This window comes from Halalkalibacter krulwichiae (assembly GCF_002109385.1).
GTDB lineage: Bacteria > Bacillota > Bacilli > Bacillales > Bacillaceae_D > Halalkalibacter > Halalkalibacter krulwichiae.
In genome coordinates, this window is sequence record NZ_CP020814.1 from 4341422 (window position 1) to 4357537 (window position 16116).

15 protein-coding genes are annotated in these 16116 nt (G+C 40.1%); 2 read left to right on the top strand and 13 right to left on the bottom strand.

The window, feature by feature from the left end; all coding sequences use genetic code 11:
• Positions 1-17 precede the first annotated feature (17 nt).
• From BkAM31D_RS22030 to BkAM31D_RS23815, 4 genes are all read right to left on the bottom strand, one after another.
• Entirely contained in the window at positions 18-1130 is a 1113-nt protein-coding gene (locus BkAM31D_RS22030) for a CapA family protein (protein WP_066154675.1), read from the bottom strand.
• A gap of 456 nt (positions 1131-1586) precedes the next feature.
• The gene (locus BkAM31D_RS22035; protein ID WP_066154677.1) at positions 1587-1817 is read right to left on the bottom strand and encodes a hypothetical protein; all 231 of its coding nucleotides are present in this window, start codon (positions 1815-1817) and stop codon (positions 1587-1589) included.
• Positions 1818-1932: 115 nt separating this feature from the next.
• On the bottom strand, positions 1933-2391 hold the full coding sequence (locus BkAM31D_RS22040; RefSeq protein WP_066154682.1) for an SRPBCC family protein: 459 nt from the start codon (positions 2389-2391) through the stop codon (positions 1933-1935).
• A 31-nt stretch (positions 2392-2422) separates the two neighbouring features.
• A complete protein-coding gene (locus BkAM31D_RS23815; RefSeq protein ID WP_157076817.1) occupies positions 2423-2590 on the bottom strand; it encodes a hypothetical protein in 168 nt (55 codons plus the stop codon).
• Positions 2591-2648: 58 nt separating this feature from the next.
• Here BkAM31D_RS23815 and BkAM31D_RS22045 point away from each other — a divergent pair, with 58 nt between their 5' ends.
• Together BkAM31D_RS22045 and BkAM31D_RS22050 are read left to right on the top strand one after the other, a co-directional pair.
• On the top strand, positions 2649-3149 hold the full coding sequence (locus tag BkAM31D_RS22045) for a CBO0543 family protein (RefSeq protein ID WP_066154685.1): 501 nt from the start codon (positions 2649-2651) through the stop codon (positions 3147-3149).
• A gap of 719 nt (positions 3150-3868) precedes the next feature.
• Positions 3869-4849: a DUF3231 family protein gene (locus BkAM31D_RS22050; RefSeq protein ID WP_066154687.1), complete on the top strand. Its 981-nt coding sequence runs from the start codon at positions 3869-3871 to the stop codon at positions 4847-4849.
• 211 nt (positions 4850-5060) lie between these two features.
• Here the strand turns inward: BkAM31D_RS22050 and BkAM31D_RS22055 are convergent, their stop codons facing one another.
• The 9 genes from BkAM31D_RS22055 to BkAM31D_RS22095 all read right to left on the bottom strand — a co-directional run bounded on the left by BkAM31D_RS22055 (position 5061) and on the right by BkAM31D_RS22095 (position 16086).
• Entirely contained in the window at positions 5061-7592 is a 2532-nt protein-coding gene (locus BkAM31D_RS22055; RefSeq protein WP_180319888.1) for a YhgE/Pip domain-containing protein, read from the bottom strand.
• A gap of 91 nt (positions 7593-7683) precedes the next feature.
• Positions 7684-8268: a TetR/AcrR family transcriptional regulator gene (locus BkAM31D_RS22060; protein ID WP_066154692.1), complete on the bottom strand. Its 585-nt coding sequence runs from the start codon at positions 8266-8268 to the stop codon at positions 7684-7686.
• 122 nt (positions 8269-8390) lie between these two features.
• Complete coding sequence (locus BkAM31D_RS22065) at positions 8391-9767, bottom strand: HAMP domain-containing sensor histidine kinase (RefSeq protein ID WP_066154695.1); 1377 nt, start codon at positions 9765-9767, stop codon at positions 8391-8393.
• Positions 9764-10447, bottom strand: coding sequence for a response regulator transcription factor (locus BkAM31D_RS22070; protein WP_066154698.1), 684 nt, complete (start codon positions 10445-10447; stop codon positions 9764-9766). Before BkAM31D_RS22070 ends, BkAM31D_RS22065 begins: the two co-directional genes overlap by 4 nt.
• 21 nt (positions 10448-10468) lie before the next feature.
• A complete protein-coding gene (locus BkAM31D_RS22075) occupies positions 10469-11362 on the bottom strand; it encodes a F510_1955 family glycosylhydrolase (RefSeq protein WP_066154700.1) in 894 nt (297 codons plus the stop codon).
• Between the two features lie 59 nt (positions 11363-11421).
• Positions 11422-12009 (bottom strand): YdhK family protein, encoded by a 588-nt coding sequence (locus BkAM31D_RS22080; RefSeq protein ID WP_066154704.1) that lies wholly within the window; start codon positions 12007-12009, stop codon positions 11422-11424.
• A 184-nt stretch (positions 12010-12193) separates the two neighbouring features.
• On the bottom strand, positions 12194-14008 hold the full coding sequence (locus tag BkAM31D_RS22085; protein WP_066154707.1) for a bifunctional diguanylate cyclase/phosphohydrolase: 1815 nt from the start codon (positions 14006-14008) through the stop codon (positions 12194-12196).
• Positions 14009-14282: 274 nt separating this feature from the next.
• Positions 14283-14855: a DUF5317 domain-containing protein gene (locus tag BkAM31D_RS22090; RefSeq protein WP_066154710.1), complete on the bottom strand. Its 573-nt coding sequence runs from the start codon at positions 14853-14855 to the stop codon at positions 14283-14285.
• Between the two features lie 205 nt (positions 14856-15060).
• A complete protein-coding gene (locus BkAM31D_RS22095; RefSeq protein WP_066154716.1) occupies positions 15061-16086 on the bottom strand; it encodes a potassium channel family protein in 1026 nt (341 codons plus the stop codon).
• Between the last annotated feature and the right edge of the window lie 30 nt (positions 16087-16116).

The window sequence follows — 16116 nt, forward strand, 5'->3', positions numbered from 1 at the left end:
GAGCTAGTTACTTGCTTTTATTGCACATACTTCTTTGTATGGCTTTTGATCTCTTCAAATGAACTTCCACTAATCGCGGGCGTTTCGATTTCCGAAAACGGATAAACTTTGTATAAATTCTCTTCTTTGACGACAATTGTCGGTTCAATTTCTGGTGAGTGGATTTGAACCGTCTGATCGCCTCTTATATTTTTCGTAATATCAATGGTCGCCACTCCACCAACATCAGTATAGTTAAAGTCTTGTCCTGACAAAAAATTTCCTAGTGAATAAAAGACCGTTGTTTCATGACCGGATTCTTGCTTAATCACATCGATTGGTTGCAAGACATGAGGGTGATGGCCAAAAATAATATCCGCCCCAGCTTCAGATAATAACTGGGCGAGCTGGCGTTGTTCTTGATTAGGCTCACGTTCGTACTCTGCACCCCAGTGCATATGAACAATGACGACATCAACCTTTTCTCTGAGTCTTTCAACGTCCGATTTCATTCGCTCTTTGTCGATTAAAGCAACAATGTCTTCATGGCCAACAGGAAGAGCGATGCCATTGGTTCCATATGTGTATGCTAGAATTCCAATCGTTACATCATTCACCGATACAATCCGATCTCTTTTTCGGTCTTCTCGATCACGATAAACACCGACATATTCCATTTGAATTTCGTCATAGAAATCAAGCGCACTCATTACAGCTTGAGGCCCTCGGTCAATCGTATGATTATTCGCACCAACCACCATATCAATACCAAGAGCTTGTAGATTACGAACAATTTCTTGCGGACTATTAAAAGCTGGGTACGTTGACAGGCCGATTTCAACCCCACCTGGCATCGATTCTTGATTGGCCATCATAAAGTCAGGAGCCTCTAGTAGTACTTGGACAGGCTTAAGCATTGGCATGAAGTCATAGCCTGCATCGGTTACTGCTAAATCATAGACACGCTCATGAAGCAATACATCGCCGATGGCTCCAACTGTAATCGTCACTTCTTCTTCCATTTCTTTTGTTGACATACTCACATGTTTATCTTTTGCCGCTTTTACATTGAGCGGATCGGGATCATCTTCTAGCGCTTGTTGACAGCCAATTAATAGAAAGATGAATATGATGAACAAGTAGTTTCTCATAAAAGGTAACCTCCCCCTCTAACGTTTGGCATCAGTATAGCCAAAGTTTGGAAAGGTTATTGCTTTGGTTCGACATTTTCCGGGAAATGATCAGGCAGTTTCCTCATTCTGAAATGGCCAAGCACCACATGCGCACATTTTAAAAAATGTAGGAACTCGTCTATACTCTACTTAGAGGCTATGAATATAGTGTTACTATAGGAGGTAGAAACCAGTTAAAGAGACATGAATGACAGATTATTAAAAGGGCAGCCAAAAAAAGATGACAACCTCCTACATGCTGTTCGCATCGAACAGAATCATCATCAAATAGGTATAGGCAAAACATATGATTCCTCCCTTATGACTGCTGACCGGATATGGCAATGCTCTTACCATTTGTTCACTCCCATTGAACAAAAAGAGACTGTGTCAAACGTACACAGTCTCAAATTTTACATAGCTAAGCTATTTGTCTTACCAGTACGGACGATAAGGGTAGACATAGTACGGATATGGTCTATACGGATATGGGTACACAGGATATGGGTATGGATAAGGAGGGTAATAATATCTAGGTGGTGTTAGTAATGCACCCGCTGCTAAGCCCGTCAGAAATGGAACTCCAAATCCAAAACCGCCTCCTCCGTATCCAAAACCGCCTCCTCCTGTGAGAAATCTTTGGTCTGTTTGGTGATAGTTATTCATAATTATCTTCCTCCCATTGCTTTTTCTTAACGGCCTATTAAACAATATGCCGAATGAAGAAGAAGCTCTTGGGCACTAAACCCTCTTTTTTAAAATTTACATACAGAAAAAGGCGTTAGTCAATCCTAGCGCCTTTTTCTGCCTCTTGTTTCACTCGATGAACAAAGTCTACAACTACTTTTTCCGTAGCAAACAATAAGAACAGCTTCACAAACCATTTGAGTGGCTGATTAGTCGCTGTATATGTAAGCAAAGTTGTGCCATCGTTGATTTTCTTTAATTGATACCTTGCTGTAATCTTAAACATATTCGCAAGGGTAAAGCCGATTTTTAGCTTCTTTTCATTGTCTTTGTTTTCATATTCTAGCGTTTCCACTTCATATTGTTGCACACGTTTGCCTTCTTTGTATGTTTGAAGGTATACACTGCCGACGCCTTCCTCCGTTACATGAACTGGCTTATTTTCGACAACTTGGGGCATAATTTTTTGGATGTTTTCCAATGAGCCGTCAAAGTAGTCCCATATTTTTTCGATTGGTGCATCGATTTCAATTGATTTCGTCCACGTTTTCATAAAGCACCTCGTCTTTTTTTGGTCTACCTTATTAATTCCACACAGTTATCAAGTTCCCCTTCCTGAGCATAGCCACGAACGCTCCTACTAAATCATTTGCTGCGTAAACAATGGCAAGAGGGATGAACGCCACCCCGATTTTGCTTATGACTATTCGAAACGGATTTTCGTTCTTTTTATTTCCTTCCTTCGCTTGCATACATTCCCCCACCTAGAAACATACTATCAAAGCAAATTCAAGAAAAAGGGGATCGTTTATGAGCGAGAAGAATTTTCTTTGGCTTTTACAAGGGATGACCATTGGCAGTTTACCGTTTGTGCTTTTTCGAAAGCAGCCGATAAAAGATTGGCTAATCGTCTTCTTCTTAGTTGGGATCGTTTCAGGCAACATTGATAAATGGCTAACAAGAAAGGGTATCTTACAATACCCAGTCAGAACGTTTCCAAGGTTTTTACAGACTTCCTTCTTATTTGACTATCTTCTTTGTCCGCTTTTAAATGTTCTCTATAACCAGATCACCTTTAAAGATAAGCCAAAACTTGCACTATTGAAATTATTCTTGTTTATTACACCTATGACTGTGTTTGAACTTTTCTTAGAAAAGAATACGAACTTAATCAAATGGAAGAAAGGATGGACCTTTTATCATACGTACATCTCGACTTTCACAAAATACTTCAGTGTTCGCCTCCTAATGGGATTAATAAGAAACATAAGTAGGTCACAAGAACAGAATCACCGCTACCAAACAGACTAATTCCCTTTGTGGTAAGGTCTGTTTTTTTTACAGCTAACCTCCTAGGCATGCTAGTACAAAACCTTTACATTTTTTCAATCATATTAGCGAACCCTAACGGTATTACAACAGGAAAGGGATTTGAACATGAGGCATATCCTTCTATCTACATTTCTCATTTGGTTAAATTACCGTAAGCGAACGTGGACGCTTCTTCCGCACTTTTTTCAGGCATTGATTTACATCGCTTTTATAAATTCCTCTTACTATTATTTTTTTAAGAACCGTATTCTTTGGGAGCTGCAATCGACCTGCTTGAGCTTAAAGGCGTTACGCGTTATCCATATTTTTATCATTACGCCTTTAATTTTCTTACTCTGCATGGTGAACTTTCCGAAAGAGAATGTTCGGAAACAAATGAAGCATATTGTGAAATGGGCATGCATGTGTGCTTCTTTCGAATTCATCGGGCTAAAATCAAATATGATTTACTTTAAGCATAAATGGAACATTCTTTGGTCATGGCTCATCTATATTTTGCTTTTCTCGTATGGATATGCTTACCCGAAGAAACCGGCTCTCGTTTGGGGACTATCGATGCCGACACTACTATTTTTCTTAATAAGATTTAAAGCTCCATTCAGAAGAGTCATGTTATTCGGGCCGATATTATTTTTAGTAAATAGGTTCAACATCTTCCGCACTCTTACCTAAGTATGGAAAAGAAAGGAGAAACATCAATGAAATCGAAACACCATGCTCCGTTAACATCAGCAGAAATTTCAAGTTTATGGACTTCATTTATTGGTGACAGCATGTCCATTTGCGTTCTTAGCTACTTTTACGAAAAAGTCGAAGATCCTGAGATTAAAAATTTGCTCAAATTTGCTCTTAAGCTTTCTAATGAACACGTCTCTGTCATTGATAAAATCTACCAACAGGAAGGGTTGCCCACTCCTAAAGGTTTTTCTAACAAAGAAGATGTCAACGTAAATGCACCAAGGCTCTTTAACGATACTCTCTACCTTTATTATTTGAAGAACATGACAAAAGCTGGATTAACGACGTATGCAATCATTTTACCTAATATGTCGAGGCTTGATATTCGTGAGTTCTTTTCAAGTTGTCTCGCTTCCTCAACAGAGCTTTATAACGAGGTGACAGATCTTTTACTTAAAAAGGGCTTAGAAATAAGAGCTCCACAAATTCCTTACCATAAAGAAATTACATTTGTAGAAAAGCAAAGCTTTTTAGCAGGATGGCTCGGAGAACAGAGGCCGCTGACTGGAACAGAGATTATGTATTTACATGCGAATATCCAAACGAATAACATTGGTCAAGCTATCGCTTTAGGATTTGCTCAAGTGGCTCAAGATCAAGAGGTAAAAGCCTATATGAAAAGAGGATCTGACATTGCTAAAAAGCATATTGAACTATTCTCAAAACAGTTATTAGACCACAATCTTCCTGCCCCAATGTCATCACACTTTGAAGTACTACCAGAGAAGATCCCTCCTTTTTCCGATAAACTAATGATGTATCATACAGGCTTAATGAGTTCTGCGGGCATGGGCAATTACGGGATTTCGATGTCACTCAGCCAACGACGGGACCTCGTCACAAATTACGCTAGGCTCGTTGCTGAGGTCGGAACATATGCAGATGACGGCTTATCCCTCATGATTAAACATGCGTGGTTAGAGAGACCGCCTCATGCATAGTTTTCATAATCACTGGTCTCCCTTCATCTTTATTGTTTGATACGACGAGAAGAGCCGCTCAGATCTCATTGTCTGAAAGCGGCTTTTTCAATTTATTCAATTAAACGACTTGATTTTGCTTTATCTGAGGTCGCTTGAATACGTTTGTCAAAGAGTGGCTTTAACAAAACACCGATGGCAATCGCTAGAAGCCAGAAGCAAACAAGCACCGCTATATTACGCCAAACAAGGATAGGGATGACGCCCCAACCGCTTCACGCAATAAATTAATTGCATAAGAAAATGGCATAAACGGATGAATCGCTTGGAAAAAGGGCGGGATTACTTCAACCGGGAACGTCCCTCCGCCACTAGATAATTGGAGAACGAGGAGGACGATCGCCAACGCTTTTCCAATGTTCCCTAAAATCGACGCGCACGTGTAAACAATCGTCATAAATATAATCGCGATCAAGACGGAAAACAAAATGAGCAACAGTGGATGAGCCGCATAGATTCCTAACAGCGTTAAATTACCGATGCTCACAATGAGCCCTTGAAGAACACCGACAATTAGAAAGAGAATCATTCGTCCAAAGTAGATCTGACGCAATGTGAACGGCTCGCGTCGGTCAGCTCCATGCAGGTTCGTGCTCACTAAATTTGATAGTAAGAGAGCACCGACCCAAAGACTTAGCGTTGTGTAAAACGGTACATTCGCTGATCCATAGTTTGGAATCGGAAACAGTTGCTCTTCACTTAAAAGAACAGGGCTTGCAAAGAAGTCACTTTCCTGATCAAGATCATTTCGGAGCATAGAAATGATTTCATTGATGCGGTTATCATCTTCCATTTGGTGGATACGCCGAGCTGCCTCACCGATATTCACTTCTATTTCTGGCAGATGCTGACGTCCAAAATTGGCGAGCTCGTGGATCGATTGTTGAATGTTAGGGACGTTCTCTTTTAAAAGAGATGCTATATGAAGATACGTTTGTTCGGCTTCTGGCAGATCTTCACGAATAAATGCTGTCACTCGCTTCACCTGTTCTTCAATAACAGGGAGGTCTTGTTTGACAAACTGCCCTAACGCTTCAATAACAACGATCACTGTTGGAAGATCTTCTTGAACACGATCAATCAATTCATTTAACCTTGTTTCAATTTCTGGCAAACGTTCGATCAACTCTGCAATCGTTTCTTCTCCCGTTGCCGTGATCGACTCTGCATGACTAAGCACCTCCTCAAGTGAGTCAAGCTTCGAATAGGCTTCATCAAACGATTGTTGCTTTAACGCTGAGTGCACACCGTTAATCGCACGTTCAAGCTCTGCAGGCCCATCGCCCTTTAGAAGGGAATAGAGTTCATTTGTTGCTCTCTCAACTTGTTCAGCATTTTGTCTGGCCACTTCTACTCGTTCAGGATTTGAAAGATCCACTTGAGGTACCTGTTCCTTCATGCGTTCGAGGCCATCCTTTGTTCCAGTTAACCGCTCGATCATTGGTAACAAACTTTCCTCTCCTGATACCTCATATAAACGACTGTACATCTCAATGGCACTTTCAAGCATTTCAAGATGCGCTGTTAGCTGGTGATCGATGCTCTCGATCACGTCTTCTACTTGCTCGAGCGATTGCTCATCTTCTACCATCGCAAGAGCATGATTGACCGCTGCAGCAGTCTGATTCATAAAAAGAAGCTGCTGCGCAAGCGTATCAATTATCGGATCGGCCGCCAATTGCGTCTCCTCGATGAACACATCTAACGCCTCAACATAAGCTTGAGTAGACTCAACTCGCTTCCAAGCAACAGACAAACTATCTTGAGCTGATTTAATAGACAATTGAGCCTGTTGTGTTGCTTCTAATGAGCGTTGAAGTTGCTCTTTCACTTCAGCAAAACGATCATTGATCTTATCTAATTCTTCTACCGCAAGCTCGATTTCTGGAATCGCATCTTCCAATTGCAAGATTCCATCACCGAGTTTATAAAGTTCAGGAAATAATTTCTCTATCCGTAAAATTTGTTCCGCCCCTTCATGAATTTGTGGAAGATGACCCTCGATAGCAAGGAGACGGTCAACCTGCTCTTCCACTTGATCCCAGTTTTCATCAAGCGTAATCAACCAGTCAGCAAACTCATTCACTTCTGGGAACCTTTTTTCCAGCTCATAGATTGCTAGCTTTATTTTGCGAAATGTAGGGAGTTCTTCTTCAAGGCGAATTCCAAGCTTATCAAACTCGTGAAACAACACCTGTGACGTTTCTGCAATAAATTGAGCGTTAATCTCTTTCACAATCGTTGACGCTCCTGTAGACGTCATTTTCGGAGCGATTGCATTAACCTTTTCGTTCACTTGATAAAACACTTCAGCCTGCACCGGATCACCTGTGATTACTTGTGCCAAATGCCGAGAGAAGTGCTGATCAATATAAAGCCCAGCATAATAATCACCATAGCGAACCCCTTTTTCGGCTTGCTCCCTTGACACAAAGACCCATCCTAAATTTTCATTTCCAGCTAAGCTACGGATGAGCTCTTCACCAATATTGACATACTCTCCTTCTATTTCTGTTCCTTCGTCTTCATTGACAACAGCCACTTGAATTCCTTGAGTATTGCTATACGGGTCCCAAGCGGCGCTTAAATTAAACCAAGCGTATAACGAAGGCAAGATCGCTAACCCAATTAACAAAAGCCCAACAAGTGGTACTCGCTTTATATTACGCAGGTCCTGCAGAAAAATCGCCCAAACATTTCTCATGATCGTCCTCCCATATCTTTGATGCCTATTTGAATTAGACAACTGACCAAAATAGTTCATTGGTCATTTTTTTGTAAAAAGAAAAGCTAGCTTACGACTTGGTCTGCTTAGCTAACCCTTCGATAAAGTATTGATTAATCAGACTTGCTACTTGTTGTTTCGGTAGAGGAGCGTGACGATCTTTCCAATCATTGACGAGGTTGATATACATTTTGAACATGAGAAAAGCGGTCACTTTCGGTTCACATTGACGCAATTCTCCCCGTTCGATTGCCTTTACTATATGAACTTCAATAAAATGACAAATTTCATCTTCTAATGATTGAAGTGCGTCAACGACTACAGGGGTTCCAATCTCTTTCACTTCTTGAGAAAGCTTGATTGTTAGTTCATGCTGTTCTTGGAATTCAACTATGCCATTTAACGCGGCATTAAAATTTGAGACAAACGAATTACCCGGAACGATTGCTTTACTCGCTACATCATTCATTTCTATTGAGATATCATTGATGATTTCCTTCAGTAACTCTTCCTTTGTTGCAAAATACGTATAGATCGTTCCTTTGCCTACTTTAGCAATTTTAGATACCTGATCCATCGTTGTTGCCTTATATCCAAACAAAGCAAATGACTTCGTGGCAGCCTCAATAATGCTCTTTTTCTTCACGCTTTCCATTTCTCTTCCCTCCACTGACCAAAATACTATTTTAGTCAATCCGTTCTACTATTAGCAGGATACCACAGGAATGGTAAGGACCACAACTATTTGGTAGGATTGAACGTTTTTCTTCTATAATTTCATCGTTTAGGTAGAGGAAGCTCAATGAAAAAGGTTGTCCCCTGTTGGGTAGAGCTCACGTCAATCTTGCCTTTATGAAGTTCGATTAATTGCTTCGTTATGGCTAGTCCTATTCCACTTCCTCCACTATTCGAATTCCGTGACTTATCTGCCCTATAAAATCGATTCCATATATATGGAAGATCTTCTGGTGGAATCCCTTCGCCAGTATCAGACACTGCAATCGTGACCGTCTTTTGTTTTTGTTCTATTTGTATTTCAATTGCACCCTTTTCTTCCGTATGTCTAACGGCATTTGATAATAGATTTATAAGTGACCGGGCGATTTTTTCTACATCAATCTCAGTCCAAATTTCAGGCTGATTTGCGTTGACTTCAACGGTAATCATTTTTTGATCAAGCTCGACCCGTACTCTATCTGTAAGGTTTGAAATAAATTCGACGAGTTCAGTTTCTTCTAGTTGCAAAGGAATTTTGCCTTCTTCTAATTTCATCAGTTCGAATAAGTCGCGAACGAGCCCTTCCATCCTGACTGCCTCTTGATGAATGATTTCCGCTTGGCTTTGAACTGTTGTTTGGTCTAACGGTTGATCTTTCAACAAGGCGGCATATGCCTTAATATATGTTAACGGGGTTCTTAAATCATGGGACACATTCGTTAAAAACTGTTGCTGCGTATCACGATACTGTTTTAATTGTATGGCCATAGACGAGATATGCTCGGTTAAGCCCGCTAATTCATCATTTCCTTTCGTATCTAAGCGAACGTCAAAATCGCCCTTAGCAATTTTCCTAGTTTCTTTTGCGGCAGCCCTGAGCGGCCTTGTAATTTTTCTTGAGAAAAAGAATGCTAGCATCCCTGCTAACAGCAACGTCAACAGCGCTGTTACTAACGTTAACATCATCATTCTTGAACTGGCTTCTTCAAAGCTCCCTGTATCTTGGTCAATAAATAAATACCCTAATAGCTCTTGTTGTTGATAGAAAGGCTCAAATGACCATATATGAGGAATGTGTCCTGCTATTGTCTCAATGTACTCACTCTTTTCCGTTGTCTCCCTCAACCAATCTCGGTAACTTTCAAGCTGCCTATCTTCTACTTGTTGACTTTGAAGCAACACATTCAAGTTTGGATCAAATATAACAAAAGCATTTTCCTCTCTTTGACGTTCCATTAATACAATATGAAGAAATGTTTCTTCTGCCAAGTGAGATTCAATAGCTTCGCGATGACCTTCGAGACGCGATTCAATGTCGAGTTGGAGTTGTTCCTTGTAAAAATTCTTTGACAATGTATAAAACGACGTACTCATAAGGATGATGACAAAAGTCGTAGCTGCAAAAACGGTCAGTGCCAGTTTCGTAGAAATCTTCATTTGCTTTCTTCTTCCGGCTGAGAGATTTTATAGCCAACTCCCCATACCGTTTCGACAATAGCTTCAGTAATTCCAACTTTCTTCAGCTTGTCTCGGATGTTTTTAATATGAGTATCAATCGTCCGATCCTCCCGTTCACCTAAACGATCCCATATTAGATTAAGAAGTTGTTCTCTTGTAAAAACCCTCCCTGCATGTAAAAACATGCGCGTAAACAGTTGAAACTCTGACTTCGTAAAAGCAATTTCCGCCCCATGATAGGTAACCCTGTTTTGTTCTTCATGCACTCTTAAGCCGTACATCGTCTTTTTGCTCATCGTTGTCCGCCGTAAGACGGCCTGCACCCTGGCCACAAGCTCTTTCGGTTCAAATGGCTTTGTCACATAATCATACGCTCCTAGATTTAACCCTTCTACGATTTGGTCAGTCTCACCAATAGCCGAGAGGATGATAGTCGGGATGATCAGCGCGGTTTGATTCACTCGCTTCAACACTTGAAAACCATTTGTCCCTGGCATCATAAGATCGAGGAGCATCAAATCAAAGCTGTTCCTCTCTAACATTTCAAGTGCCTCTTCACCTGAACTAGCCGTTTGAATTTGAATAGAATCAGACTGAATGCACGTTGTAAGCAAAGACTGCATTTGCCTTTCATCGTCGACTACTAAAATTTGATACATCCTTCCGCCCTTCCTCTCTACTCATTCATTTGCTTTTTGACCAAGCTCAGATATTGTTCTCCAAGTCTTCCCAAAATCATTTGTTTCCATAATGCTTTGATTGTATGAGCCTAGAGCAATTCTCTGATCATTGTCTGCGTCAATCGCAATATACGTAACATAGTCACCTTGAAGTTTGAAATTCAAACTTAACCATGTTTCTCCAAAATCAACACTAACAAACAAACCTTCTTGCTCTCCTATTAAATAAGCTAAAACATCCGCTGACTGAGCGTCAATTGTTTTTAACGCACTAGCGCTAAATTCTGATTCCGTTCGTTCCCATAATTGACCACCATTTTCAGACTGAAACAATCCATCTTCGGTTCCAGCCAATAATAAATCTGGCTGTTGTGGATGAGACGTTAATGAAAGGATCGATCCAACAGGACTTTGTAACCCTTCTGTCTTCACTTCGTTCCAATCATACCCGCCGTTTTCAGATCGATATAGCTTGGAATGGTAAGCATCAATGCCATAGATAATGTTTCTGTCACTTTGATTCACATGAAGAATATGAAAATCAACTTCTTCATAAAGCGCAATCGGCTCCCACGTTTCACCATGGTCCTTACTCAACATCACTCCAAGTGGATCCGCAAGCTTGGAGTCATGACTAGGATGCCCGCTTGAAATCATGACCTCTTCATCAATAATCGAAAAACCCATTAAATCATGTTGCTCACTTGCCCCACCAACATGTGTCCAACCGCCATCGGCAATGTTCACTAACCCATAATGAGTCGCTACAAACAGACTCTCATCATGATGCGAGTACTCCAACCCATGTATATGAGTAAAGGAATCGATCTCAGCCTTTCCACAAGCCGCGAGCGTGAAAATAACAAATAACAAGCAACAAATTCTTTTTCCCATCTGATTCTCTCCCTCAAAAGAAGGAGGTTGTCCAGTTTCAGACAGCCTCCTTCTTTTTTTTATTCTTCCTCAACCGGTGACAGTTCTTCTTCCGTCACCCACTTATGATTTTCCACTTCTTCTCCGGTAGTCGTAAGCACGAAATCAACCATATAGACAAATGTTCTTTCAACTGAATCAACCTCTGCAAGCGCTCCCTGCATACCAGCCATATGCTCAGCTTCAAGTACGACTTCATCGCCAACTTCTAATGGCTCTGCTCCAACATCAGCCAACTCCTCATGAATCACCCACTTATGATTTATCTCTCGGTCGCCACCTGTAGTTGGATCATAAGAAACCGCGTAGACATACGTATCGAAAGCTCCTACAATCGTAGCTTCAGCACCTTCCATTCCTGGCATATGCCCATCTGTTATGAGAGCTTTGCTTCCTACTTCATATGTTGGATTCTCTGCCACCGCTAACTCATCTGGTACTTCGCCTGAGCTAGAATGATCCATATGAGCATGTTCATCCGCATGCTCATCAACATGAACCTCTTCTTCTTCATTATGACCATTATGCTCGTTATCTTCTGGAGTTGAACAAGCTGCCATCACTCCAGCAAACGTAATAATCGCTAATGTCATCAACCATTTTTTCATTTATCCTCACCTCTTATGTTTTTATTTAATCTTAGTAGATAAATGTTGAGAAAGTATGGAGAAAAGAAAATTTCTACTTTTTTTATAAATTGCCCTACCTACATAAAAAGGATTGCCCCAGAAGGTAGACAAACTTACCTTATGTGACAATCCCTTTCAAGTTGGCAGTCAAAGCCGCAACTAATTACACTACTTTTTCAAATGGATACTTCTCTTCAATCATTTCTATAAACGGCTCAACAAATTGTGGATCGAACTGCTGACCCGAGCATTTCCGCAGTTCTTGAATCGCTTCTTCATAAGATTTAGTTGCTTGATAAGGCCTTTCCGTTGTCATCGCATCAAAAGAGTCGATAATGCAAAGAATTCGTGCAAGCTTTGGAATCGATTCACCTTGCAATCCATGCGGATACCCTTTGCCATCATAGCGCTCGTGATGCAACTCGACTAATGGCACAAGCTCACTCAACGCTTTGTTTGTTGAAATGATGTCCTTGCCCCAAGTAACATGCTTTTTCATGATCTCCCACTCGTCAGGATCCAGCTTACCCTTCTTATTAAGAATATCGCGTGAGATTTCTATTTTGCCAATATCATGGATAAGTGCCCCTAAAATTAGCACTTTGCCCTCACGTTCACTCAGCCTAAGTTTCTGTGCAAAATTAACCGCATACCGAAAGACACGCTTGCTATGCTTGTATGTATACACATCCTTTGACAAGAAAATGCGAACTTGTTGCTCAAGCAGTTCAATGTTCTTTTCTTCATTCAGACTCTTCTGATAGACATCATTCTCATCATAAAGATGCACATTGTTCTTTCCTTGCGCCTTCGCATGGTACAACGCTTGGTCAGCCCGATCAAGCAATTCTGATGTGTCGTAGCGCTCCCCTTCATGTGTAACAATGCCACCCGAGAAGGATAAACAACCATGAGGAAGCACTTCAACCCCTTTAAAATAACTATCATTAATCTTTTTTCGTAAGCCGTTTAAAAACTGATATGCCTCAAACGCATCCTTTTCCGGCATCAAGATCACAAATTCCTCTCCACCGTACCTCGCATACGTATAATTATATGGGCTGCATCCTTCCTTTAACAGCCGGCCGAAATGTTTCAGCAACTCATCTCCTTGAAGATGGCCATGGCAATCATTGTATTTTTTGAAATCATCAATATCAATCATTGCGAGACTCAAGCGTTTCATTTCCTGTGTCTTCATAATCGTCTCAAAAGTCTCTTTGAAATACCCGTGATTATAAAGCCCGGTTAAATCATCACGATTCGCCTTTTTAGAAGCCTCTTCATACAATTTAAAATGCTGCTTAAACGCAAGCGATAGCATCAATATGACAGCCGTAAACAAAATGAGCCCAATAATCGGCTGATGCAGGAGAAGAATCCCTAAGATAAGGGAAAGGATTAAAATGCTAAAGTAACTAAAAATCGACTCCTTCAAGAATACTTTGACAATTTGAAGCAATGGATCATTACTAATAAACCAAAAGAACATTCCAATCACAAATATATTTAACAACATATAAACGATCATAGCTAACACATAAGAATGCATGTACGGAAAGCCAACTGCCCCTACTTCTCCACCAGTTGCTATATAAACATAATACCCAGCAATAATCATTAACGTAAAAGAAGAGAAGTTAAAGAGATGCTTCCACCAAGCTGTTTTGACTTGATAGATCGCAACAATTACACTGCTCATTAATAGCAGTGTTAATGAAAAATTCAAACCAAAAATAAAAATGGATACTAAATAAATTGTTGAATCCATTGCAAGAGCATTTCCTTTTGGAGGGATCAAAATAGTAAAATGTTTACACAATACATTCACGATTGTTAACGACAAAATTATAGTCCATTCATAGGACGAATAGGTAAGTTGAAAGTCTCCTAGTAAAAGAAATAAACTACATCCTAGCATCGAGATAATCAGAACATATATATTTGAACTTTTATTAAATACTCCATGATTGTTCATTATTTCTCACTCTCTACAATAGATTAAAGAAGCCGGGACAACAGAGTTTTATTAACGAAAAATCCGAACGTGATAGGTGCATAGCATTCACTCCGAAAATATACTTCGCTAAGATTGTCACCGTTCGTTTTTTTAATAAAACACTTTAGTTATGTCCCAGCCTCTCTGAGTACTTACACTAGATGATAGCCTGATGTAAATGCAACAACAAGAGATGCAATTATCGCTAGATTGATTAATAGGTTTTTCTTATTCAAAGTCGTCACCTCCTTTGCTAGGCTGCTTTTGTAGTCGCTTGCCTTCTTTTGTGTCGCAACATAAGGTGTTGAATAAAAATAAAGATACCAATGTTCATAATAATATCGCCAATACTAATGACTTGGCTCTTAGGATAAGGGCTTGTGATTGGAATAACATCGCCTAGAAATCCTAATTTAGTAGATTCTGTCAGCATCATGTGTTTGCCGTATAAGCCTTCTTTTAGTATGTCTGCATAAATGGGATCAAGAGCGATTACAGTTGCCTCATAGGAGACTGGCATTCTCCCTCCATTTAAAGCCATGACTATAAAGTTTAGAAAGACACCAATTAATAAGAGAGTAAAGCCTTTGTTTTCGCGGTTCATCCATAAGAAACACATTCCTATGATGTAGATGAGGATAAATAAAAAGCCACTAAACTGCTCCAGAATAGCGACTCGGTCTTGAAAGAAAAAGACAAACAGTTGGATGCCTAGTAAAATAGGAAACACCCAGCCAAATTTCAAGCTGAGATCTGCTAAGCCTTTTAACGTTCCGCCCCTGATAAACCCGATGATAAGCGACAATAGAATTCCATCAAATACCATGTTAGCACCTGTCTAATAGTAGATTTTGCTTTCTATTAAAATGGTTATATCTTCTAATAGTAAGATTATTTTACCAGTAAAATAGTCAGACTTCAACGAATTTTATCGCAACTTAACTATTTACTGGTACTACAGTAGTTTACTAGATTCACCTCCCCCAATGGTGTTCTATATTGTTATTTTTGACCTAAAAAGAGAACAGAGGCTAAACAGCTCCTGTTCTCACTTTTTCATATGTTGCTTTATTACAAATAATATAAAGTTCTGCTTCTACGGGAATCTCCTCATTTAAACGACGATTAATGTCGAGTAAATGACGGTCAGCTATTAATGTTGCTCCTTGCATCAGCAGGTCCAAAAAGGCATCATTGTAAGTAGTCCAGCTTGGATGTTTCGAAATCTTATAAAGATCTTCACCGTGCTGACGACTAATAAGCTGGGAATAGACTTGGCTCACCCCTTTATATAGGGCAGACCGTACCGCAAGGCGAGAAATCGTCTCTTGTGACAAAATAAATTCATCGACTTTCACATGTGAGAAATTCGCTATGTTCTTTTCCGTCATCACTTCGGCGGTTGTATGGACATCTGGCGCTAGTCGTTCTACCGTGATGGAGACGAGTAAGGTTTTGGCATCTTTTAGTGATGGATCTTGGATATTGTCATCAGAAAAGATAATGACTGCACTTGCTTCCTCGATGTTTGCTTTTAAATATGGTTCTTCTGACGTGGGGTCACCTTGGACAAAGTGCAAGCGTGTATCCGAGATATCAATCGGTGCTTTTTGTAAGGAATCAATAACCACTACTTCTATCTCAGGATCAGAGTCTAGAATTTCTTTAATGGCTGATTCTGACTTTTTCCCCCAACCTATCATAACAATATGACGGTCTTTCATATAGCTCAACTTCCCTTCCTCTCTCATTTTCCGAAACAATGTGAACGAATCAACGATTTTTCCAATCACGACCCCAAGTAAGCCAATTCCAATTAAAAACATAAAGACAGCAAAGAATTTACCAGGCAGTGTAACAGGTGAATAATCTCCATATCCTACTGTTGTAAAGGTCGTCATCACAAAATAAAACGTGTTTAATAGATTTTCAAACGTCTGTGGCTCAAGCGCATACATGACGACAGTGCTTAGCACAATAAAGATCGCCGTTGTCATAAAGAGCGTCATGTTTCTCATTTTTATTAAGCCTAAGCTTATTTTTAGAAAGAAATGCATACTGTGGACTCCTCCATTCGATTCACTTAC